Annotated in this window: 18 protein-coding genes and 1 tRNA gene; 11 read left to right on the top strand and 8 right to left on the bottom strand. The window is 40.7% G+C overall.

Going from position 1 to position 23,162, the window contains the following annotated elements; all coding sequences use genetic code 11:
* A partial coding sequence (locus O3746_RS09765; RefSeq protein WP_371448895.1) for a metallophosphoesterase occupies window positions 1-1,084 on the bottom strand: 1,084 nt, incomplete at its 3' end.
* Between the two features lie 135 nt (window positions 1,085-1,219).
* Here O3746_RS09765 and O3746_RS09760 point away from each other — a divergent pair.
* From O3746_RS09760 to O3746_RS09735, 6 genes are all read left to right on the top strand, one after another.
* Window positions 1,220-1,549: a YbaB/EbfC family nucleoid-associated protein gene (locus O3746_RS09760; RefSeq protein WP_005696839.1), complete on the top strand. Its 330-nt coding sequence runs from the start codon at window positions 1,220-1,222 to the stop codon at window positions 1,547-1,549.
* Between the two features lie 61 nt (window positions 1,550-1,610).
* Window positions 1,611-2,213, top strand: coding sequence for a recombination mediator RecR (recR, locus tag O3746_RS09755; RefSeq protein ID WP_005696838.1), 603 nt, complete (start codon window positions 1,611-1,613; stop codon window positions 2,211-2,213).
* Between the two features lie 4 nt (window positions 2,214-2,217).
* The gene (locus O3746_RS09750; protein WP_371448892.1) at window positions 2,218-4,161 is read left to right on the top strand and encodes a DNA topoisomerase III; all 1,944 of its coding nucleotides are present in this window, start codon (window positions 2,218-2,220) and stop codon (window positions 4,159-4,161) included.
* Between the two features lie 116 nt (window positions 4,162-4,277).
* Window positions 4,278-4,625, top strand: coding sequence for a preprotein translocase subunit SecG (gene secG, locus O3746_RS09745; RefSeq protein WP_070582988.1), 348 nt, complete (start codon window positions 4,278-4,280; stop codon window positions 4,623-4,625).
* A 20-nt stretch (window positions 4,626-4,645) separates the two neighbouring features.
* Window positions 4,646-4,731 (top strand) — tRNA-Leu (locus O3746_RS09740).
* 127 nt (window positions 4,732-4,858) lie between these two features.
* Window positions 4,859-6,280, top strand: coding sequence for a sucrose-specific PTS transporter subunit IIBC (locus O3746_RS09735; RefSeq protein ID WP_371448890.1), 1,422 nt, complete (start codon window positions 4,859-4,861; stop codon window positions 6,278-6,280).
* Between the two features lie 92 nt (window positions 6,281-6,372).
* Here O3746_RS09735 and O3746_RS09730 read toward each other — a convergent pair whose 3' ends face one another.
* Complete coding sequence (locus tag O3746_RS09730) at window positions 6,373-6,840, bottom strand: hypothetical protein (RefSeq protein WP_371448888.1); 468 nt, start codon at window positions 6,838-6,840, stop codon at window positions 6,373-6,375.
* Between the two features lie 218 nt (window positions 6,841-7,058).
* On the opposite strand from O3746_RS09730, the gene O3746_RS09725 reads away from it, so the two are divergent.
* Window positions 7,059-8,636 carry a DUF6119 family protein gene (locus O3746_RS09725; protein ID WP_371448886.1) on the top strand — a complete coding sequence of 526 codons (1,578 nt, stop codon included), beginning with the start codon at window positions 7,059-7,061 and terminating at the stop codon, window positions 8,634-8,636.
* Window positions 8,637-8,701: 65 nt separating this feature from the next.
* Here O3746_RS09725 and metH read toward each other — a convergent pair whose 3' ends face one another.
* From metH to leuA, 5 genes are all read right to left on the bottom strand, one after another.
* Window positions 8,702-12,394: a methionine synthase gene (gene metH / locus O3746_RS09720; protein WP_371448884.1), complete on the bottom strand. Its 3,693-nt coding sequence runs from the start codon at window positions 12,392-12,394 to the stop codon at window positions 8,702-8,704.
* Window positions 12,395-12,569: 175 nt separating this feature from the next.
* A complete protein-coding gene (leuD, locus tag O3746_RS09715; RefSeq protein ID WP_005696826.1) occupies window positions 12,570-13,172 on the bottom strand; it encodes a 3-isopropylmalate dehydratase small subunit in 603 nt (200 codons plus the stop codon).
* Between the two features lie 10 nt (window positions 13,173-13,182).
* A complete protein-coding gene (gene leuC / locus O3746_RS09710) occupies window positions 13,183-14,592 on the bottom strand; it encodes a 3-isopropylmalate dehydratase large subunit (RefSeq protein WP_371448881.1) in 1,410 nt (469 codons plus the stop codon).
* 155 nt (window positions 14,593-14,747) lie between these two features.
* On the bottom strand, window positions 14,748-15,824 hold the full coding sequence (leuB, locus tag O3746_RS09705; protein ID WP_014064804.1) for a 3-isopropylmalate dehydrogenase: 1,077 nt from the start codon (window positions 15,822-15,824) through the stop codon (window positions 14,748-14,750).
* Between the two features lie 168 nt (window positions 15,825-15,992).
* On the bottom strand, window positions 15,993-17,540 hold the full coding sequence (gene leuA, locus O3746_RS09700; RefSeq protein ID WP_005696823.1) for a 2-isopropylmalate synthase: 1,548 nt from the start codon (window positions 17,538-17,540) through the stop codon (window positions 15,993-15,995).
* Between the two features lie 524 nt (window positions 17,541-18,064).
* On the opposite strand from leuA, the gene dprA reads away from it, so the two are divergent.
* The 4 genes from dprA (at window position 18,065) to pfkA (ending at window position 21,682) form a co-directional block, all read left to right on the top strand.
* Window positions 18,065-19,180, top strand: a complete 1,116-nt coding sequence (gene dprA, locus O3746_RS09695) for a DNA-processing protein DprA (RefSeq protein WP_371448878.1) — start codon at window positions 18,065-18,067, stop codon at window positions 19,178-19,180.
* A 63-nt stretch (window positions 19,181-19,243) separates the two neighbouring features.
* Window positions 19,244-20,020, top strand: a complete 777-nt coding sequence (gene yaaA, locus O3746_RS09690; protein ID WP_049384740.1) for a peroxide stress protein YaaA — start codon at window positions 19,244-19,246, stop codon at window positions 20,018-20,020.
* Complete coding sequence (locus O3746_RS09685; RefSeq protein WP_302482122.1) at window positions 20,013-20,606, top strand: hypothetical protein; 594 nt, start codon at window positions 20,013-20,015, stop codon at window positions 20,604-20,606. Before yaaA ends, O3746_RS09685 begins: the two co-directional genes overlap by 8 nt.
* Window positions 20,607-20,716: 110 nt before the next feature.
* Complete coding sequence (gene pfkA / locus O3746_RS09680; RefSeq protein WP_049365629.1) at window positions 20,717-21,682, top strand: 6-phosphofructokinase; 966 nt, start codon at window positions 20,717-20,719, stop codon at window positions 21,680-21,682.
* Window positions 21,683-21,759: 77 nt separating this feature from the next.
* Here the strand turns inward: pfkA and uhpC are convergent, their stop codons facing one another.
* A complete protein-coding gene (gene uhpC, locus O3746_RS09675; protein WP_070775635.1) occupies window positions 21,760-23,085 on the bottom strand; it encodes an MFS transporter family glucose-6-phosphate receptor UhpC in 1,326 nt (441 codons plus the stop codon).
* Window positions 23,086-23,162: the final 77 nt, after the last annotated feature.

The raw sequence follows: 23,162 nt of genomic DNA, 5'->3' as shown, positions 1-23,162 counted from the left end.
CTTTCACATCAATAATTACTACTTCTGATTGAGATCCTAAGCGCATTGGAATGCCCCAGAAGCCGTAACCTGAAGTGACAAAAACATGTGGATTGCCAATTTTTTCATGACCATAATCCAGACGATATATCATTTTCGTGATTAAACTAGCGGGGAATATTTGCCCTTTATGCGCATGCCCTGAAACTTGAATATCAAGCGGGAGTGAAGCGTGTTTTTCAATATCCGTTGGACGGTGATCTAATAGAATAACAGGTAAGTCAGTATTCACTTGTTTTAATAACGCCTCAGTATTTGGTCTATCGTGAGCAAGATTGTCATTTCGTCCAATCAGTACCAATTCATTATTTAACGTTAATGTTTCATCTCTTAACACAGTGATACCAGCTTTACGAATTTCTTGATCAATTCGATCTTGGTCTCCAAATAAGTCATGATTGCCTAGTGTGGCATAAACGCCCATCGGGGCCTTGAGTTTTGCCAGATGAGGTTGCATTTTTTCGGCTAAATAGGCATTGACGTTATCGTCCATAATATCGCCAGGCAATAAAATGATATCAATCTTTTCCTGCTGCATAATATCAGCCAGTTTATCCAATTCTTTCCCACCGAATAATTTGCCTAAATGAAGATCGCTTGCCATGCCAATTCGCAGCGGTTTAATAGGCTTATCTAGCGTGATTTCATAATGAATAACACGGGTAACATAGGCGTTATACACACTTAAAGTAATGATGCCAATAAATAAAACGGGGTAAGCAATGCGCAAAGTGCGGTCGATTTTGCTGATGGATTTAGATTTTCGGAAAAGAAAATGAATACCTCCGACGGCGATACTCGCAAAGGCTGAAAAAAGAAGCAGCGCGAGCACTAAAGCAATAAGTCGAAATGCCGTAAAAAGCTTTAAAAAATGACAAATAACTAAGACATTAGGAAGCAAAAAACTGGTAAAAGTGATAGTTCGTCTTGCCTTTTGGGAGAGTGGTTTGTTCAGCCACCAAATCAGAGTTTTATTAAAAATATAAATCAGCAGTTGTAACAAAATAATAGCTGCCGTAAATATAAAGTAATAACGAGTTTCCATTAGCGATTCCTAAATAAAAGTGCGGTCATTTTTAACCAAGTTTTGAAGTGTGGAATAATAAATTTCTCTGTTCCCAAAGGCAAATTTTTTCGCTAAAATGCGGCTCGTTTTAGTTAATTTAAGAAGGAAAATCCAATGTTTGGAAAAGGCGGTTTAGGCGGCTTGATGAAACAAGCCCAACAAATGCAAGAAAAAATGCAAAAAATGCAGGAAGAAATTGCCCAATTAGAAGTAACAGGCGAAAGCGGTGCGGGTTTAGTAAAAATCACGATTAATGGTGCGCACAACTGCCGTCGTATTGAGATCGATCCTTCTTTAATGGAAGACGACAAAGAAATGTTGGAAGATTTAATCGCTGCAGCATTCAACGATGCAGTCCGTCGTGCAGAAGAATTGCAAAAAGAAAAAATGGCTTCTGTGACCGCAGGCATGCCATTGCCTCCAGGAATGAAACTTCCATTTTAATTCATTGTGTGTGTGAATTTACACGTTCACACACCATTCATTTTCTCCCATCATAAATATTATGCAAAGCAGTCCACTTTTAGAACATCTTATTGAAAATCTTCGTTGCTTGCCGGGTGTTGGCCCGAAATCAGCGCAGCGCATGGCTTATCATCTCTTACAGCGCAATCGTAGTGGTGGGATGAATTTAGCACGTGCATTAACGGAAGCGATGTCTAAAATTGGACATTGTTCACAGTGTCGCGATTTTACCGAAGAAGAAACGTGCAATATTTGTAACAATCCTCGCCGTCAAAATTCAGGTTTGCTTTGCGTGGTGGAAATGCCGGCGGATATTCAAGCCATTGAACAAACAGGCCAATTTTCTGGGCGTTATTTTGTCTTAATGGGGCACTTATCGCCTTTAGATGGTATTGGTCCAAAAGAGATTGGTTTAGATTTATTGCAAAAACGTCTGGTTGAAGAATCTTTCCACGAAGTGATTTTAGCGACCAATCCAACGGTGGAAGGCGATGCCACAGCCAATTATATTGCTGAAATTTGCCATCAACATAATATTAAAGTAAGCCGTATTGCTCACGGGATCCCTGTTGGTGGGGAATTAGAGACCGTGGATGGCACCACTTTAACCCATTCTTTCTTAGGTCGTCGTCAGATCGACTAATCTTATGCGCCTGTTTATTGCCGAGAAACCCAGTCTTGGGCGAGCTATTGCCGACGTCTTGCCAAAACCTCATCAACGGGGTGATGGTTTTATTAAATGCGGCAATGATGATGTTGTGACTTGGTGCGTGGGGCATTTGCTCGAGCAGGCTGAACCCGATGCCTACGATCCAAAATTCAAACAATGGCGTTTAGAACATTTACCCATCATTCCTGAAAAGTGGATTCTGTTACCGCGAAAAGAAGTGAAAAAACAACTTTCCGTGGTAGAAAAACTCATTCATCAAGCCGATGTTTTAGTTAACGCAGGAGACCCGGATAGAGAAGGGCAGTTGCTGGTGGATGAAGTGTTCAGCTATGCCAATTTATCAGCGGAAAAACGTGATGGCATTTTGCGTTGTTTGATTAGCGATCTTAACCCAAGCGCGGTGGAAAAAGCCGTACAAAAGCTCCAACCGAATCGTCATTTTATTCCATTAGCCACCTCTGCACTGGCGCGTGCTCGTGCGGATTGGCTTTATGGTATTAATATGACCCGCGCTTATACCATTCGTGGTCGCCAAGCGGGTTATGATGGTGTGCTTTCCGTTGGGCGAGTACAAACTCCCGTATTAGGTTTGATTGTTCGCCGTGATTTGGAAATTGAAAATTTCCAACCAAAAGATTTCTATGAAGTGTTGGCATGGGTGAAAGAAGAAAAAACGTCTGAAAATCCAACCGCACTTTTTTCTGCACTTTGGCAACCAAGTAAGGCTTGTGAAGACTACCAAGATGAAGATGGTCGCGTACTGTCTTTAGGCTTAGCCGAAAATGTGGTGAAACGCATTACTGATCAACCTGCTGAAGTGACAGAATATGTGGATAAGCGCGAGAAAGAAACGGCGCCTTTGCCTTATTCGTTGTCAGCATTGCAGATTGATGCGGCAAAACGTTTTGGGATGTCGGCACAGAGCGTGTTAGATACCTGTCAGCGTTTATATGAAACCCATCACTTGATTACCTATCCGCGTTCTGATTGTCGCTATTTGCCAGAAGAGCATTTTGCTGAACGACATAAAGTGATGAATGCGATTTCACAGCATTGTCAGACTTATCAAACCCTGCCATCGGTGGTGGATAGCGAGCAACGTAATCGTTGTTGGAATGATAAAAAAGTGGAAGCGCACCATGCGATCATTCCGACGGCGAACACACGCTCGATCAATTTAAGTATTGATGAACACCGTATTTATGAACTTATTGCGCGTCAGTATTTATTGCAGTTTTGCCCAGATGCGGAATATCGTAAAAGCAAAATTACCTTAAGTATTGCAGGCGGTACTTTTGTGGCACAAGCACGTAACTTGCAAACTGCGGGTTGGAAAGAGTTGCTTGGCAAAGAAGACGAAGATGAAAATCAAGAACCGCTATTGCCGATCGTGAAGAAAGGGCAGATCCTGTATTGTGAACGAGGCGAAGTGGTGAGCAAAAAAACGCAACCGCCAAAACCATTTACCGATGCGACGTTGCTTTCCGCCATGACGGGGATTGCGCGCTTTGTGCAAGATAAAGAATTGAAAAAAATTCTGCGTGAAACCGATGGACTAGGAACAGAAGCTACGCGTGCGGGCATTATTGAATTGCTATTTAAACGAGGCTTTTTGACCAAAAAAGGACGCAATATTCACAGCACAGAAACGGGTCGGATCCTCATTTCAGCTTTGCCGGATATTGCTACGCAACCTGATATGACGGCACATTGGGAAGCGCAATTAACGGATATCAGTCAAAAACAGGCGAGTTATCAGCAATTTATGTTTACACTTAATCAAATGCTGCCGGATTTAGTGCGTTTTGTTGATTTCACTGCATTACGTCGTTTAAGTCAGATTTCAAAAGGTTTAAGCACACCAGCAACGAAACGAAAAAGAGCGGTCAAAAAATCGGAAGATTTAAACGCTGAAAATTGATTAAACTTAATACAATTAAGTAAAAAAAATGGGAAAGCGCTTGCGAAAAGCGTGAATTTTATATAACATTTGCTCCCAGTTTTCTTGCGAAATCGCAATTTAGAGAAGAAAGAATAATGTACAATATTTTATTATTTGTTTATGTATTAATTTGTATCGCCTTAATCGGCTTTATCCTTGTTCAACAAGGTAAAGGTGCAAACGCAGGTGCGTCATTTGGCGGCGGTGCATCAGGTACGATGTTTGGTTCTGCTGGTGCAGGTAACTTTTTAACTCGTACCAGTGCAATCTTAGCAACTGGCTTTTTTGTGATTGCTTTAGTGTTAGGTAATATTAACTCTCACCGTGGCAACGTACAAAAAGGTTCGTTTGACGATTTATCTCAAACTGCTGAACAAGTTCAACAACAGCAACAACAAGTTGCTCCAGCAGTTGAAAACAAAAATAATGATATTCCGCAATAAGGAATAAAAACAGAATAAACGCTCTGGTGGTGGAATTGGTAGACACGCTATCTTGAGGGGGTAGTGGCCGCAGGCCGTGCGAGTTCAAGTCTCGCTCAGAGCACCAACTATAAACCGACTTAATCAAGTCGGTTTTTTTTTCGCCTAAAATTTGTTTAGAGCGCTAGTTATTATCCCCTGTTTTGGTTACAATCGGTCAATTTCTTTTTTTAGAAACTCATTAGGAGAGCACTATGAACTTCCCTCAAATCGCCCAACAAGTGATTGATAAACTTGGCGGAAAAGAAAACATCGCCACCGCAGCACATTGCGCAACGCGTTTACGTATTGTGTTAAACGATGAAAGCAAAGTGGACAAAGAAGGTATTGATAACATTGAAGGCGTGAAAGGGCAGTTTGCTGTCGCTGGTCAATATCAAATTATCTTCGGTTCTGGCACAGTGAATAAAGTCCATGCTGAACTTACCAAATTGCTTGGTATCGGCGATGTGAGCAAAGCCGAAGTGGCAGAAGCGGCGTCAGGCAATCAAAACTTATTGCAACGTTTGGTGAAAGGCTTAGCCGATATTTTCGTGCCAATCATTCCGGCAATCGTAGCAGGCGGTTTGTTAATGGGTATTCACTCCATGCTTACAGCGAAAGGTTTCTTCGTTGATGAATTAAGCGTGATTGATATGTACCCAGGTCTTGCGGATTTGGTGGATTTTATTAATACCATCGCGAATGCACCATTTGTATTCTTACCGGTATTACTCGGTTTCTCAGCGACCCGTAAATTCGGTGGTAACCCATTCTTAGGGGCAGCGCTTGGGATGTTGTTGGTTCACCCTGCATTAGCAGATGGTTGGAACTACGCATTAACCCTTGCTCAAGGCAAAATCCAATACTGGAATGTATTCGGTCTTGAAATTGAAAAAGTCGGCTATCAAGGCACGGTTATCCCAACATTAGTTTCTGCTTGGGTATTAGCAACCTTAGAAAAAACCTTCCGTAAGTTTGTGCCTTCTTACTTAGATAACCTCATTACCCCATTATTCTCGCTCTTTATTGCGGGTTTCTTAGCATTCACTGTAATAGGTCCAATTGGTCGTGAAGCAGGTTCATTAATTGCAGCAGGCTTAACTTGGTTATATGACACCTTAGGCTTCGTTGGTGGCGCGATCTTTGGGGCATTCTATGCACCAATCGTTATCACAGGTATGCACCAAACCTTCATTGCGGTTGAAACGCAATTATTAGCTGAAATGGCAAATACAGGCGGTACCTTTATTTTCCCAATCGCCGCAATGTCAAACATCGCACAAGGTGCGGCCTGTTTAGGTGTGGCAGTGGCATTAAAAGATCCAAAAGTACGCGGTTTAGCGGTACCATCTGGTATTTCTGCATTATTAGGGATTACTGAACCGGCAATGTTCGGGGTGAACTTACGTTATCGTCAGGCTTTCTTTGCGGCGATGATTGGGTCAGGTCTTGCAAGTGCCTTTATCGCATTCTTCAATGTAAAAGCCATTGCATTAGGCGCAGCAGGTTTCTTAGGTATTCCATCTATTAAACCAGATAGCCTTGCAATGTATAGCATTGGTATGGTGATTTCATTTGTGGTGGCATTTACGCTTTCAGTCGTTTTCGTGAAACGCGCACAAGCAAAAGCATAATCAAAATAAAAATAAAAAGCACGAGTTTAACCTCGTGCTTTTTTGTTTGTAAAAATGCGTCTAAAAATGACCGCACTTTCTTTCAGTGAGAATTAGCCTTCTCGACAGTTTAACCAAGTGCTTTTCATACCTTGATTATTCTTGTAATACACAGAATTATTTTCACGTGCGATTAAATCAACATAACTGCCATCAATCGGCTCATAAGAGCGATAAATCACTTCAAAGCGATTTCCGCGTGCATTTAAGGTGCGATTTTCCACATGATCAAACGGCACTGCTTTTCCACCGTCTAATTGGAAATAAATACCAAAGTTATCTTTCATGCGGCTTTCTCTTGAAAGCGGGAAGTAAGTGGTTAAATAAGAATTTGAACCTGTTTCCGAATTGTGGCAAGAATAGTAATAACGTTTGTAATCTTTCGGATTGTTTAATTCCGCTTGGCTAATGTTATTTTTAAGGTATCGTGTTTTAACGCTTTTCTTTGGTTGTTGTGTTGTAGTACAAGCGAACAAACCTACGAATGCAGCCGTGAGTAATACTATTTTGAATTTATTCATTGATAAAGTTCCGAGAGTAGAGTGAATGAGAAAGGGAGTATGATAGCGGAAATTGGGAATTGTGCAATATAGAAAGGGTAAAGTGCGGTGCGTTTTTAAAGTGTTTTTTAGTGAAATTGACCACAAGCGTCAGAGGCCATATAGAGAGTAATAAATTTATTTTAAATAATGATACAATGGCTATTGTAAGCTTAAATAATATTATTAGGGTATAACCTATGTCAAAAATTAAAACCAATCGCATAAATGTTTTCAAAATTAATTCAAATTTTAGTCTAGCAACCTTTTCTAATGTAAATGGATACAATAAAGTGTTTTCGGATGAAAATAGCTGTCTGTTTATACAAAAAGATAAGGTTTCTATTCCTGAATGGAGTAAATTTATATCAGCATTATCACCATCTTTTTCATTTGAAAATAGGTCAAATAGTTTCATTTATTTCAGAGTTTATAAAACTAGTCTTTATGCTCTAACAGGCGGGTATGGCCATAAAGTAATTCAAGACTATATTGAAGATGAGTTTGGATTAAATGTTGCATTACGTTTGATTGATAATCTCTCAGTTTCCTCTCTTCATCAGTTCTCTATCAAAAGTCAAACAAGACAAATACAAAGAAGCGTGGCAAACTATAATCCAGGTGTTGATAATGAAAATTATAATAAGATATTAAAAAGTATATCAGGAAAAGGGCGTTTTTTAGGAAAAGATTTTTTAATTCAAGGGAAATCATCAATTGTTCTTAGAACGGAAAATGATATAACTAAGGTAGATTCAGTGCTTGATGAAATTGAAAATATTTTAGAACTAGAAGAGAAAGTAGATATTTTTAAATCTTATAAACAAGTAAAAGATAAAAGTTTAATATCTAGATTGGATTTTGGGCTTTACCGTAAATTATATAAATTTTACTTGGGTAAAGGTGATTCATCCACTTTATATCTTGATTTGCCTGATGCATTTAAAAGATTTGATTATTCAAAATATAGGATGCTAATTAATAGAAAGAATATTGAAGTAAATGAACTTGATATTAATGAAATTAAGTCTAGGCTTTATGAAGAGTTTCAAGATGGCTTATCCATTAAAAATATTTTAAGTTTACGTATAAATGGTATTTCAATTGAGGGAGTGTCTGACATTTATCATAATTCATCACTAGATAGATTAATTGTTTGTGAATCTATGCTGGATAATCAATATTATATTAAGTTAGACGGTAAATGGTTTCGGGTTTTGGATAATATTATTCAATTTATAGATGATAAGATTAAAAATATTTCTGTTGAGAGAGGTTATTTGCCAGATTGGAATGTAAGAGATATAGAAAATATTATCTTGTTTAATAATAGTATTGGTAAAAAATCTTATGCTGAACAGGTATATAATGAAAAATTGACTGAGGATAATAATTTTAAATTATTAGATAGAAATCTAATACAATTAGGTAGTCATTCAAAAATTGAATTAGCAGATCTTTATGACTCTTCTAAAAATAGATTTATTCATGTGAAAAATACTTGGGGAGCTCAAGCATCATATTTATTTTCTCAAGCATTTGTTTCATCTGCGTTATATGCAAACTCAAAAGAGTTTAGGGATAAATGCCAAGAGCGTTTTGAGATACAATCTAGTGAAAGAAAAACTATTGTCATTGCAATGGCAATAGAATCTAAGAAAATAAATGATTTTCCTTTGAATATGAGTTATTTTGCCAAGTTAAGTTTATACAATGCTGTCAGTAATATTAGAAATAATGGATATGATGTTGTTTTAGTACCGATCTCAATTATATAATAAAAGTGTATTTGATGATGAAGTTTTAAAGGTGTGTTGCTCCAACACACCTTTAATGATTAAAATCACTTCATCGCTACACCCAACCACTTCAACATCTCTCTTTCATCCCAACCTTTACGTTTGGCATAATCTTGAGCTTGGTCTTCATCAATGCGACCTAAGGTGAAATAGTTGCTTGCCGGGTGGGTGAAGTACCAACCGCAGACAGAAGCTGCCGGCCACATGGCGTAGCTTTCGGTGAGTTTCATGCCGATGCGTTGTTCCACTTCTAATAAATCCCAAATCAAGGCTTTTTCGGTATGTTCCGGGCAGCTTGGGTAACCTGGTGCAGGGCGGATGCCGACATAGTTTTCATTGATTAAACCTTGGTTGTCGAATTCTTCTTGCGTGTAGCCCCAAATGCGGGTGCGAAGCTCAAAGTGCAAGTATTCTGCCATTGCTTCTGCTAAGCGATCGCCCACAGCTTGTAGCAGGATAGCATTGTAGTCATCACCTGCCGCTTTATAGCCTTCTACAAGCTCCATTTCTTCAATACCCGCACAAACGGCGAACATCCCCATCCAGTCTTTTTTGCCGCTTTCGCGATCGGCAATAAAGTCGCTTAAGGCAAAGTTAAACGGACTTTTGCTGTTTTTGCCACGTTCCGTTTGTTGGCGTAAGCCATAAGCCGTGCCGATTGGTTGTGTGCGTTCTTCATCAGCGAAAAGCACCACATCATCGCCCACACGTTCCGCAGGGAAAATACCTAAAATACCACTTGGGTTGAGTTTGTGGTTTTGTTCTAATTCATCTAATACCACTTGCGCATCGTTCCACACTTTGCGTGCTTCTTCGCCGCCTTCTGGATAATCAAAGGCATCAGGGTATCCGCCCATCAAGCCCCAAATGCGGAAGAATGGCGACCAGTCGATAAATTTACGTAATGTGGCAATCGGTACGTTTTTAAATTCCACAATACCGGTTTGGTTTGGTTTTGGTGGCACATAATCAGCCCATTCGCCACTAAAGCCATCAAAGCGGTTTGCACGTGCTTCTTCAATGCTCAGTTGTTTACGAAGCGGTTTACGGTTAGAGAAAGATTGCTGAATTTTCTCGTAATCTTTCTTGAATTGTTCCCACAACGCCGCACGGCTTTCTGGGTTCATCAAGGTCGCACACACTGTCACCGCACGGGAGGCGTTAGAGGTATAAAATACGCCGTGTTCTTTATATTTTGGATAAAGTTTAATTGCTGTATGTTCTTTAGAGGTGGTCGCACCGCCAATCATCACAGGTAGATTCAAACCTAAGCGAGTCATTTCCCCCAAGAAGTATTCCATCTCATCTAGCGAAGGGGTAATCAAACCACTTAACGCGATGATATCCGCTTTTTCATCAATGGCGGTTTGAATAATTTTGTCCGCAGGCACCATGACGCCTAAGTCAATCACTTCAAAGTTATTACATTGCATTACCACGCTTACGATGTTTTTACCGATATCGTGCACATCGCCTTTTACGGTCGCAATCACCACTTTACCGTTGCTTGAACCTTTTTGTTTGGTTGCATTGATAAACGGCTCTAAATACGCCACAGATTGTTTCATCACGCGCGCAGATTTCACCACTTGTGGCAGGAACATTTTACCGTCACCGAATAAATCGCCGACTACGTCCATGCCTGCCATCAACGGGCCTTCAATCACATCTAATGGACTTGGCAATGTTTGGCGAGCTTCTTCAGTATCTTCCACAATGTAAGTGGTAATCCCTTTCACCAGCGCGTGTTTTAAACGTTCTTCAACCGGCCAAGTACGCCATTCAGCCACAGAATCGACCGCACTTTCATCATTGCCTTGATTGCGATATTTTTCTGCAATATCGAGTAGTTTTTCAGTCGCATCTGAGCTACGGTTTAATACCGCATCTTCTACAATTTCACGTAATTCAGGATCGAGATCATCATAAATGGCAAGTTGCCCTGCATTCACAATCCCCATATCCATGCCTTGTTTGATTGCGTGATAGAGGAAGACGGCGTGAATGGCTTCACGCATCACGTTGTTACCACGGAATGAGAAAGACACATTTGACACCCCGCCCGAGATTTTTGCGTGCGGTAACGCGCGTTTAATGCGACCAGTGGCGTTGATGAAATCTACACCGTAGTTGTTGTGTTCTTCAATCCCCGTACCAATGGCGAAAATGTTCGGGTCGAAAATAATATCTTCTGGTGGGAAGCCAAGTTGATTGACTAAAATGTTATAGGCACGGGTACAGATTTCTACTTTGCGATCTTCGGTATCGGCTTGTCCCACTTCATCGAATGCCATAACCACTACGGCTGCGCCGTATTTACGCACCAGTTTAGCGTGTTCGACAAAGATTTCTTCGCCTTCTTTCAATGAAATAGAGTTCACAATCGGTTTACCTTGTACCGACTGCAAACCTGCCTCAATTACTTCCCATTTAGATGAGTCGATCATGACTGGCACTTTAGCGGCATCAGGCTCGGTCGCCATAATATTGAGGAAACGGGTCATGCATTTTTTGCCGTCGAGCAAGGCTTCGTCCATGTTCACATCAATCACTTGTGCCCCGTTTTCCACTTGGTCAATAGCAATTTCAATGGCTTCAGCAAATTTGTCTTCTTTAATTAAACGTTTGAATTTCGCCGAACCTGTCACGTTATTACGTTCGCCTACGTTTACGAATAGGCTTTCATCATCAATATTGAGTGGCTCTAAGCCTGATAAACGCATTGCAGTTTTAATTTCAGGCAATTTACGTGGTGCAATACCTTGCATTGCATCGGCAAAGGCTTTGATATGCTCTGGCGTCGTACCACAACAACCACCGACAATGTTCACAAAGCCACTTTCAGCCCATTCTTTAAGGTGTGCCGCCATCTCTTCTGCACCCAAATCATAGCCACCAAAAGCATTTGGTAAGCCCGCATTTGGGTGAACGGAAACATAGGTTTCGCTGATTTTAGACAGTTGTTCAACATATTGGCGGAGTTCTTTCGGGCCTAGCGCACAGTTCAAACCGAAAGTCAGCGGTTTAGCGTGACGAAGCGAGTTGTAGAATGCTTCGGTGGTTTGCCCAGAAAGGGTACGGCCAGACGCATCGGTAATGGTGCCGGAAATCATAATCGGCAATTCCACACCTAATTCTTCAAATACCGTTTCAATGGCGAAAATGGCGGCTTTTGCGTTTAACGTGTCGAAAATGGTTTCGATCATGATTAAATCAGCGCCACCTTTAATTAAGCCTTTAGTTGCCTCAGCATAGGCATCGACCAGTTCCATAAAAGTGACATTACGGAAACCTGGATCGTTTACATCAGGGGAAATAGAGGCGGTACGGTTGGTTGGCCCTAATACACCGGCGACAAAGCGAGGTTTTTCTGGTGTGCTGTATTTATCTGCGGCTAAACGCGCTAGTTTTGCACCTGCAAAATTCAGTTCATAGGCAATAGACTGTAAATCATAATCCGCTTGCGCAATGGTGGTAGAACTGAAAGTATTGGTTTCAATAATATCGGCGCCCGCTTGTAAGTATTTCTCATGAATCGCAGAAATTAGCAGCGGTTGGGTTAAGGTGAGCAAGTCATTATTGCCACGTAAATCAACCGCACTTTCTTTAAAACGCTCGCCTCTAAAATCAGTCTCGGTGAGTTTATATTTTTGGATCATCGTCCCCATCGCACCATCTAAAATGAGGATGCGTTCAGCGAGGGATTTTTTCAGTAATTCGGTTTGATTATGTGACATAGACAGCTCTTTTTAAAATCAATCAATATTGGTCGGAATGATAGGGATAAGCATGGATACTGTCAAATAAAAGGGGAGAAAGTGCGGTAAAAAAATGGAATGTTTTCAAAAAGAAAGGCGGACAAATTGTCCGCCGAATGGTTAGCAATATTTGCTGTCCGAGTAAAAAAACAGATTAACGTAAAAATGCCGGAATATTTTTTTCGTATTCACTGATGGCATCTTCATGTTGTAACGTCAAACCGATATTATCCAAGCCGTTTAACAAACAATGACGGCGGAATTCATCCAGTTCAAAGTGATAGACTTTGTCGCCTACAGTGACCGTCATGGCTTCCAAATCCACATGGATTTGTTTGCCTTCATTTGCCCACACCCATTGGAAGATTTCTTCCACTTCTTCTTCACTTAAACGAATCGGTAACATGTGGTTATTTAAGCTGTTGTTGTAGAAAATATCCGCAAAACTTGGTGCGATCATCACTTTGAAACCGTAATCGGCTAATGCCCAAGGCGCATGTTCACGAGAAGAACCGCAACCAAGGTTTTTACGTGCTAATAAAATGGTCGCACCTTGATATTGTGGATAATTCAGCACGAAATCTGGATTTGGTTTAGTGCCTTCTACATCCAAATAACGCCATTCATGGAATAAGTGTTTGCCAAAACCTACGCGGGTAATGGCTTGTAAAAATTGTTTTGGAATAATCGCATCCGTGTCCACGTTTGCCGCATCCAATGGCACTACTAAGCCTGAAAGTTGTTTAAATCCTGCCATTTTCTGCTCCTTAGTTTAATGTTACGTCACGAATATCAACGAATTTACCGAACATTCCCGCTGCCGCTGCCATCGCAGGACTTACTAAATGGGTACGCCCATTACGGCCTTGGCGACCTTCAAAGTTACGGTTTGATGTAGAAGCACAGCGTTCCCATTCACCTAAACGGTCATCGTTCATCCCTAAGCACATTGAACAGCCTGGATTACGCCATTCAGCGCCCGCTTCGATAAAGATTTTATCCAAGCCTTCTTTTTCCGCTTGTTCTTTCACTAAACCAGAACCTGGCACGACTAAAATACGTTTTACGTTATCGGCTTTTTTGCGACCTTTCATCACAGCCGCTGCCGCACGTAAATCTTCGATACGAGCATTGGTACAAGAACCGATAAATACTTGATCTACAGGGATATCTTTTAAATCAGTGTTAGCGTCTAAGCCAATATAATTTAAGGCTTTTTCTGCTGAAGCACGAGTCACCGGATCGGCCATTTCTGCTGGGTTTGGCACAGGCTGATCGATACCGATTACTTGGCCTGGGTTTGTTCCCCAAGTTACCTGTGGTGCAATATCTTTGGCTTCTAACGTGATGACCGTGTCAAATTTCGCATCATCATCGGATTTTAAGGTTTTCCAATAAGCAACTGCATCATCCCAATCTTTACCTTTCGGTGCATGTGGACGGCCTTTTAAGTATTCGAAAGTGGTTTCATCTGGTGCGATTAAGCCGGCTTTCGCGCCCATTTCAATCGCCATATTACAAACGGTCATACGGCCTTCCATAGAAAGATCACGAATGGCTTCACCGCAGAATTCCACCACATGGCCTGTACCGCCCGCCATGGTTGTTTTACCGATGATGGCAAGAATAATGTCTTTTGCGGTAATGCCTGGTGCCACTTTGCCACGCACTTCAATTTTCATATTTTTTGCGCGAGCTTGTTTTAAGGTTTGTGTGGCTAATACGTGTTCGACTTCAGATGTACCAATACCAAATGCCAAAGCACCGAACGCACCGTGAGTGGCAGTATGAGAGTCACCACAAACGATAGTCATGCCCGGTAAGGTTAAGCCTTGTTCAGGCCCCATCACATGTACGATACCTTGTTCTTTGGTCGTCATATCGAATAATTGAATACCAGTTGCTTTCGTGTTTTTTTCAAGTTCCAATACTTGAATTTTTGCTTGGCCTTCAAGTTTATTTACATCACGTACTTGGGTAGAAATACTGTGATCCATGGTACCGAAAGTTTTACTGACTTGACGTACTTGGCGGCCTGCCACACGTAAACCATCAAAGGCTTGTGGGCTGGTTACTTCATGGATTAAATGACGGTTAATATACAAAATCGGCGTTTCGCCTTCAGCTTCGTATACCACGTGGGCATCGAATAATTTTTCGTAAAGAGTTTTTGCCATAATTTTTCTCAATTCGTTAGAGTAGTAAGTGCGGTCAAATTATTACTCGTAAATCCTGAAGATTTACTCGCTCCTTCGGAGCCGTTGGCAGAGGCAACGTTCAAAAAGCGTTGCTTTTTGTGAGTGTTTTTAAACCGCACTTTAATTGTTTTTTATTAGATTGCGTTAGCGATTAACGTACCCATTTCCGCAGTTGAAACTGGGGCAGAATCATCGGCTAAATCACCCGTACGGTGACCATTTGCTAAGACTTTTTGTACTGCATTTTCAATCGCATCAGCCGCATCATTTAAGTTGAAGCTGTAACGCAACATCATCGCGGCAGAAAGAATTTGTGCGATTGGGTTGGCAATGCCTTTGCCTGCGATATCTGGTGCGGAACCGCCAGCCGGTTCATATAAACCGAAACCTTCTTCGTTTAAGCTAGCAGATGGCAACATCCCCATAGAACCTGTGATCATTGCCGCTTCATCAGAAATAATATCGCCGAAAATGTTAGAGCAGAGGAGCACATCGAAAGACTCAGGCGCTTTGATTAATTGCATGGTCGCGTTGTCGATATAAATGTGATCTAAAGTGACTTCAGGGTAGTCTTTCGCCACTTCAGTCACGGTTTCACGCCATAAGATTGAAGCTTGTAGTACGTTAGCTTTATCCACAGAAGTCACGTGTTTACGACGTTTCATTGCCGCATCAAAAGCCGCACGAGCAATGCGTTCGATTTCATATTTGTAATAAACTTCGGTATCGAATGCTTTGGTTTGTGCACCTTCGCCTTCACGCCCTTTAGGCTGACCGAAATAAATCCCGCCCGTTAATTCACGCACAACCACCATATCAAAGCCTTTTGCCGCAATATCTGCACGTAATGGACAGAATTTTTCGAGCCCTTTATAAAGGGTTGCAGGACGAAGATTACAGAATAATTTGAAATGTTTACGCAATGGTAATAATGCACCGCGTTCTGGTTGTTGATCCGGTGGTAAATTTGTCCATTTAGGGCCGCCAACAGAGCCAAACAAAATCGCATCAGCCTCATCGCAACCTTTTAAGGTTTCTGCCGGTAATGGGCAACCACAATGATCAATTGCAGCGCCACCTACATAAAATTCATTGAAGTTAAGTTTAAAACCGAATTTTTCTTGGACTTTGTTTAATACTTTAATGGCTTCAGCCATCACTTCTGGACCAATACCGTCTCCCGGTAGAACAGCGATGTTGTATGATTGCATATTGTTTTTCCTATTTCAGTCACACCAAAGTGCGGTTAATTTTCTCCCCTCTTTTGTAAAGAGGGGCTGGGGGGAGATTTTTACGATATAAAATTCACTGCAGAGGTTGATGTTACTTCTGCCAAATCTCCCCTAACCCCTCTTTTATAAAGAGGGGGACTTAATCAATTAATGATGTTTGTGGCTTTTAATATCGGCGACTTTATGCGCACGATAAATAGCATTAATTGCATGAACTAAAGCAAGTGCGGAAGATTCAACGATGTCTGTCGCTAAACCAACGCCATGGAATTTACGGCCTTCGTGTTCAACCACGATATCCACCTGACCTAAGGCTTCAGCACCTTCGCCTTTTGCAGTTAAGTTATAGTGCGACATTTTGATATCTAAGCCGGTTAAATTCAAGATAGCATTGTAAACAGCATCAACCGGACCATTACCACCGATAGAAGAGGTGCTTAATTTTTTACCATCTAATTCCACTTGAACAAATGCAGTTGCTGGATACTCTTTAGTGGAATGTGCAGAAAGTTTATCTAACACTAAACGATCTTCATCCCCTTGTTGCATATCAATGAACGCTAAAGCTTCTAAGTCATAATCGAATACTTGGCCTTTTTTGTCTGCCAATTTTAAGAAGGCTTCATACAATTTGTCTAAATCGTAATCTTGTTCGGTGTAGCCCATATCCGCCATGTGGCCTTTTACTGCTGCGCGACCAGAACGGGCGGTTAAGTTCAATTTCTCTTTCTTCAAGCCAATAGTTTCTGGTGACATGATTTCGTAGGTATTTTGGTTTTTTAACATACCATCTTGGTGAATACCGGATGAATGTGCGAAAGCATTTGAACCTACAATCGCTTTATTCGGTTGGATTGGCATGTTACAAAGTTGACTCACCATTTGGCTGACACGGTGGATTTCTTGTGTGTTGATACGTGTATCCACGCCCATGAATTCTTGACGAACTTTCATTGCCATTACCACTTCTTCAAGTGAGGTATTACCCGCACGTTCACCAATGCCGTTGATAGTACATTCAATTTGGCGTGCACCGTTTTGTACTGCGGTTAAGGAGTTAGCCGTTGCCATACCCAAGTCATTGTGGCAATGTACGGAAATCACAGCTTTATCGATATTTGGTACGCGGTTACGTACTTCAGCAATAATATTGCCGAATTGATTAGGTAAGCAGAAACCAACAGTGTCAGGAATATTTACAGTTGTTGCACCTGCATTAATTGCCGCTTCAACAATACGACAAATATTGTCGATACCGGTACGGCCTGCATCTTCGCAAGAAAATTCTACATCGTCAGTATAATTACGTGCATGTTTTACTGCTGCCACCGCCATTTCAACGACATCGTCAAAGGTACGTTTTAATTTGGCTTCAACGTGTAATGCTGAAACTGCAATAAATGTATGGATACGAAACGCTTCTGCCACTTTTAAGGCTTCAGCCGCAGCATCAATATCTTTAATTACTGCACGGGAAAGTGCCGCAACACGACTATTTTTGATATGGCGTGCAATGGTTTGAACGGATTCAAAATCACCTTGAGAAGAAACCGGGAAACCGACTTCCATCACATCCACGCCGAGACGTTCAAGGGCTAAAGCAATCTGTAATTTCTCTTTAACGGTTAAGCTTGCTTTTAACGCTTGTTCGCCATCACGCAAGGTGGTATCAAAAATAATAACGCGATCTGTCATAATGTTTTCCTTCTTTTATCACTCAAAGTGCGGTCATTTTTACCGTGATTTTAAAACGAAAAAACCCGCAATCTTAAAAGTGCGGGTTGATAATAGATTTTTTTACATAAAGGTATTTTTTATCCACAACTTAGCCGCACAAAGAATGTGAGAGCAGGAGGTTGAGAGATAAAGAAACCGCTTGGTACATAAAAAGATAATCCTGTAAAAAATTCTGTAAAACGCTGTCCATATTACGGATAAAAATGTTGCTGTCAAATCATTTATCAGTGATTTATATCTAAAATGAATATCTCAATATAATCTTAAAAGTGTATTTCTCTTAATATAAGTTTTTTATCAGAATTAATCTCTAAAAATGGCTTTTAAGAAGCTGTTTTTGTCCTGTTTTATTCCTTGTTTCTGGTATGCCGATTTTTTCTAAAATTTTTTCTCTTTTTGCGATCTGAATCGCAGAATTAAGACAAACTTTTTATTTTTTGACACCAATCTCGTCATAATTCTCTTTTTAAAGGAGAGAATAAATGAGCGATTTTACGTTGATTTTGTTGCGATTAGCTCAAGTGCCCAAATTGGGCAGTGTGCGGATTCAACAAATTTTTGCCCATGTGAATATAGAAGACTTGTTAAATTATGATGAAGTGGCATTTCAACAAATGGGGTGGGATGCTTTGCAGATTCATCGTTGGTTTCAGCCGGAAATGAAATTTATTGAACCCGCTTTGAACTGGACTGAAAAAGAAGGTCATTATTTAATTCACTGTTTTTCAGATGACTATCCTTTTTTACTCAAACAAATTAGTGGCTTTCCGCCCTTATTATTTGTGAAAGGTAATCTGACCGCACTTTCAGCACAGCAAATCGCCATGGTTGGAAGTCGTTATTGCTCCGCTTATGGGGAATATTGGGCAAAATATTTTGCGACAGAGCTTTCTCTTGCAGGATTGACGGTGACGAGTGGGCTTGCATTAGGTATCGATGGATTTAGTCATCAGGCGGTGGTCGATATTCAAGGGCAAACCATTGCCGTATTGGGCAGCGGATTAGATCACATTTACCCCGCTAAACATCGCCGATTAGCCGAGCAAATTATCGAAAATAACGGGGCATTAGTTTCTGAATTTATCCCTACGCAAGCGCCGATTGCTGAAAATTTTCCTCGTCGTAATCGCATTATCAGCGGGCTTTCATTAGGAACGTTAGTGATTGAGGCCACAGAGAAAAGCGGTTCACTCATTACAGCACGCTATGCCTTAGAACAAAACCGCGACATTTTTGCGTTGCCGGGGAATATTCAAAGTGAATACAGTCAAGGCTGCCATAAACTGATTAAGCAAGGGGCGATGTTGGTGGAAAATGTCAAAGACATTTTAGATAGTCTCAATCATCGCATTGTGTTTCAGCCGCCAGTACATACGCAAATTAATAAGTCGATGGCTAAACCGCTCACAGCAAAAACACCTACGGTAGAGCCGAGTCATCCTGAACTTTATCAACATATTACTTATACACCGATAAGTCTTGATGATTTATCTGCAGCATTGAATTTGCCGGTGGATTTGCTTTTAGTGCAGTTATTAGATTTGGAGTTACAAGATTTAATCGTCAATGAGAATGGGCTCTATAAGCGGATAGCATAAACGGGGTAGAGTAAGGAGACTATCCTGTGCTAAGATACGGTTCAGTTTTAGAAAGGAGAACCTATGTTAGCCATTATTTCCCCGGCAAAAACCTTAGATTTTGAAAGTGCGGTCAGAAATCTTCCTGTTTCTCAACCTCACTTGACGGATTATAGTGAGCAACTGATTGAAATCTGTCGTCAATTATCTCCCCAAGATCTTTCTTCCTTAATGTCTATCAGCGATAAACTTGCGGGCTTAAATGCCGCTCGCTTTGCTGAATGGACAAAATCTCACAACGAAAAAAATTCACGTGCAGCTATTTGGGCATTCAAAGGTGATGTTTACACCGGTTTGGATGCGGATAGCTTATCTGATGAAGATGTGCAATTCGCACAACGCCATTTACGTATGCTTTCTGGCTTATATGGCTTACTTAAACCCCTTGATTTAATGCAACCTTACCGCTTGGAAATGGGCACGAAGTTAGCGAATCCAAAAGGGAAAGATCTTTATGCTTTTTGGGGCAACATTATCACTCAATCCGTACAACAAGCACTTGATGAGCAAGGCGATCGTATTTTGATCAATTTAGCTTCTGATGAATACTATAAATCAGTGAAAGAAAACCAATTAGAGGCACAGATTGTGAAGCCTGTTTTCTTAGATAATAAGAATGGTAAATACAAAGTGGTCAGCTTTTATGCGAAAAAAGCCCGTGGTTTAATGTGTCGTTTTATCATTCAAAATCGTTTGGAACGTGTTGAACAACTGAAAGAGTTTGACCTTGGTGGTTATTGGTTTGATGCGACATCCTCAACTGAAAAAGAATTTGTATTTAAGCGAGATATCAATGAATAAAATCCTGGTTATATTGACCGCACTTTTAATCTCAGGTTGTGCGGCAAAAGTGAGTCAGCTTCAAACTCCTGAAAAAATTGAGTACAACGGCAAAACTTATAAACTTACTGCAAGCCAAGATTTGGATACGATTGTGCGTTATGTTTATCTTGCAGAGCCTGATACCTTGGAAAATTGGCAATCTCAAATTGAAGTGTTGCTTGATCGTGATTTATCCCGTTCTATTGAGCAACGCGTAGCATTGCGTGAGAAGGTATACCGTAATTTAGGCGTGACAGATTTCAAAATTCTTGCGAATTCAACGAATCCGAAAAAGCCCGCTACTGAGTTAAATGGTTATGTCATTTATGCTCCGACAGAACAAAATCCGTCTTGGCAAGTGGATATTGCTAAGGGCAAAAATGTGCCACATTGTGGTTTTGTGCAATATCAATATTCCCAAAAAGTGGAGCAAGGTAAGAAGTTTCAGCGTTTAAACAAAATAAAAATTGTGAAAAATTTACAAAAGTATTTGGTGGCGAAAGAAAGTAAAACATTACAGAAAGCTGATCTTTCTTGGAAATGTGAAAGTGCTTTCCATCACTAAAACTTATACTAGATCAAATTCCGAGTAAATTTTAAAAATTTTTCTAGAGCAGAAATAATGGATGGTGTAATCTTGACGCCAATTATTCTTAGAGTTCAAAGTAGGTAAATATGATTAAAAAAATTGCTGTATTAACCAGTGGTGGTGATGCACCAGGTATGAATGCCGCCATCCGTGGCGTTGTTCGTGCAGCTCTTGCAGAAGGGCTTGAAGTATTTGGGATTTATGACGGTTATCAAGGTCTATATAACAATAAAATCAAACAGTTAAACCGTTATAGTGTGTCCGATATCATTAACCGTGGTGGTACATTTTTAGGCTCCGCCCGTTTCCCTGAATTTAAAGATCCAGCAGTACGTGAAAAATGTGCAGAAATTTTACGTTCACATGGTATTGATGCTTTAGTTGTTATCGGGGGGGACGGTTCTTACATGGGGGCAAAATTGCTTACTGAAGAACACGGTTTCCCTTGTGTAGGTATTCCAGGCACAATTGATAACGATGTGGCTGGTACAGATTACACAATTGGTTATGAAACCGCACTACAAACAGCAGTGGATGCCATTGACCGTTTACGTGATACCTCAAGTTCTCACCAACGTATTTCTATTGTGGAAATCATGGGGCGTCACTGTAGTGACTTAACCATTTCTGCAGGTATTGCCGGTGGTTGTGAATATATTGTGGCATCAGAAGTGGAATTTAATCGTGAAGAATTAATTCGTCAAATTGAACGCAGTATTATTCGTGGAAAACGCCATGCCATTATTGCGATTACTGAATTAATCACAGACGTACATTCTCTTGCTCGTGAGATCGAAGCTCGCGTAGGCCATGAAACCCGTGCAACTGTATTAGGCCATATTCAACGTGGTGGTTCGCCTTGTGCCTTCGACCGTATTTTAGCTTCACGTATGGGCGTATATGCGGTAGATATATTGCTACAAGGTAAAGGTGGCTACTGTGTGGGTATTCAAAATGAAAAATTAGTTCACCATGATATTATTGATGCAATCAACAATATGCGTCGTGAATTTAAAGCAGATTGGTTGGAAATGGCTAAACGCTTAGAATAATCTTTTAAAGGTTATTTAAAACAAAAGAAATCGGGCTAAAACAATGATTGTTTTAGCCCGATTTTTATATGCTTAGATTAGGCTTTTAGTTTATTTTTCTTACGTTGCAAGAAGTACACGAAAACGAGTAATAATGCACAAGCAAGAGATACAATAAACAAGCTACCAAAGAATCCGTTCCAGTGGAGAGATTGAATAATCCACGCTAATGGGGCCCCTGCCGCTGCCGCACCGATATAGGCGAAGAGACTAACGAAACCGGTAGAAGAACCTGAAGCATGTTTGTGGGAGTTTTCAGCCGCAGCCATTGCGATAAGGAATTGCGGACCAAAGATAAAGAATCCCATCAGGAAGAATAAGCCACACATCACAAAATAGTTATCGCTTGGGATGAACCATAATGCTAAGGATGTTGAAATAATACCTAACACATAGATGATATTCATTTGGGTACGGTTTCCGTTGAAGAATTTATCAGAACCCCATCCCGCAAAAAGTGCCCCTAAGAATCCACCGATTTCAAAGAAAGAAACGGCGGAGTTCGCTTTAAGTAAGTCATAACCGTGGGTTTCTGTTAAATATAAGTTACCCCAGTCATTGATACCGGTACGGATGATATAAATAAAACACCAAGAAAATGCTAACGCCCAGATAATGCTGTTTTTGAACACATAAATTTTAAGAATTTCCCAGTTAGATAAACCTAAACCTTCACTTTCATGTTCTTTTTCAGCAATATCATTACGCCATTCACCGACTGTTGGAAGTCCCATTGAAGTTGGGCGATCGCGTAATAAGAAACAAAGAGCAAAACCGATGACACAGGCAATAATCCCTGGCACGATCATACCGTAACGCCATCCCCAATAAAGGGCAACTGCACCAGATAAAATTGGAATGAGTGCACCACCTAAGTTATGTGAGGTATTCCAGATCGCCCACCATAAACCACGTTCATTACGTGAGTACCAAGTATTCAGGATTTTTGAACATGGAGGCCACCCCCAACCTTGGAAAAAGGCGTTGATCATCCAAAGGGTGATAAACATAAAGACAGATGAACTCATGCCGAATAGAATGTTGACGATACCCGTCATCATTAAACCAATCCCCATAAAGTAACGAGGGTTAGAGCGGTCACCAAGTACACCTGATAAGAACTTGGATACACCATAGGTGAGATAAAACGCAGTACCCATGATCCCGATATCGGCTTTTTGTAGCCCTAAGTCCGTTAGCATGGCAGGCATAACGAAGTTAAAACTTTTACGAGTAAAATAGAAAACGGCGTAGCCGATATAGCTGGTGATCATCAAATGTAATCGCCAGTAACGATAAGTTTTGTCGATCTCCTCTTTGCTTTTAGTAACCGGTAGATCTGGTGGTACACTGAAGATGCCCATAATATTTCTCCTCTAATGATAATAAATCATTTCAGTATATTACAAAGCCGGTTTTCAAAAGGGGACTCAGATCAAAA

Source organism: Haemophilus sp. 27098_8_127, assembly GCF_041433495.1.
Lineage (GTDB): Bacteria > Pseudomonadota > Gammaproteobacteria > Enterobacterales > Pasteurellaceae > Haemophilus_D.
Note: the sequence above shows the minus strand (reverse complement) of the source record. Positions and strands in the feature narration are given on the sequence as shown.